Genomic DNA, 418 nt, shown 5'->3' with positions numbered 1-418 from the left:
CAACATGACCGATGTGACCATCGGGGGCACAGCGCTCGTGCCCGGCGGCAGCACCTACCTCTACCCGGGGCTGTACGAGATCGACGAGGTCGACGGACCGATCATGCGCGTGCGCGGCGAGCGGTTCGCGGTCGACGGCGACCCCGGTTCACCGACGGAGGCGATCGTGCAGGCCGAGGTCATGCCCGACGTGGCGCGCACGGCTGCGGAGGTCGCGCAAGTCGTCGCGCGCATGTGCCAGGCGGCACAGACCTGCCCGATACCCCCGGAGGCGGAGCTGCTGGGGGCGGAGGCATACGTCTGGGCCAGCTCCCCGGAGGAGGTCGAACTGAGCGTGCAGCTGCAGATCGACGAGACGCAGTGGCAGGAGGTGCGCGTGCGGATCGAGACCGATCAGCAGGGGCGTCCGTCCGCGTGG

General features: G+C 70.6%; 1 protein-coding gene. It reads left to right on the top strand.

The features are described from left to right. Positions 1 to 13 precede the first annotated feature (13 nt). The coding region (locus J1M64_RS19315; protein WP_206475248.1) for a hypothetical protein at positions 14 to 418 on the top strand (405 nt) is incomplete at its 3' end.

Origin of the sequence: Dietzia sp. KRD202 (assembly GCF_017168155.1) — a bacterium.
Taxonomy (GTDB): domain Bacteria; phylum Actinomycetota; class Actinomycetes; order Mycobacteriales; family Mycobacteriaceae; genus Dietzia; species Dietzia kunjamensis.
This window is presented reverse-complemented; position numbering and strand designations above follow the sequence as displayed.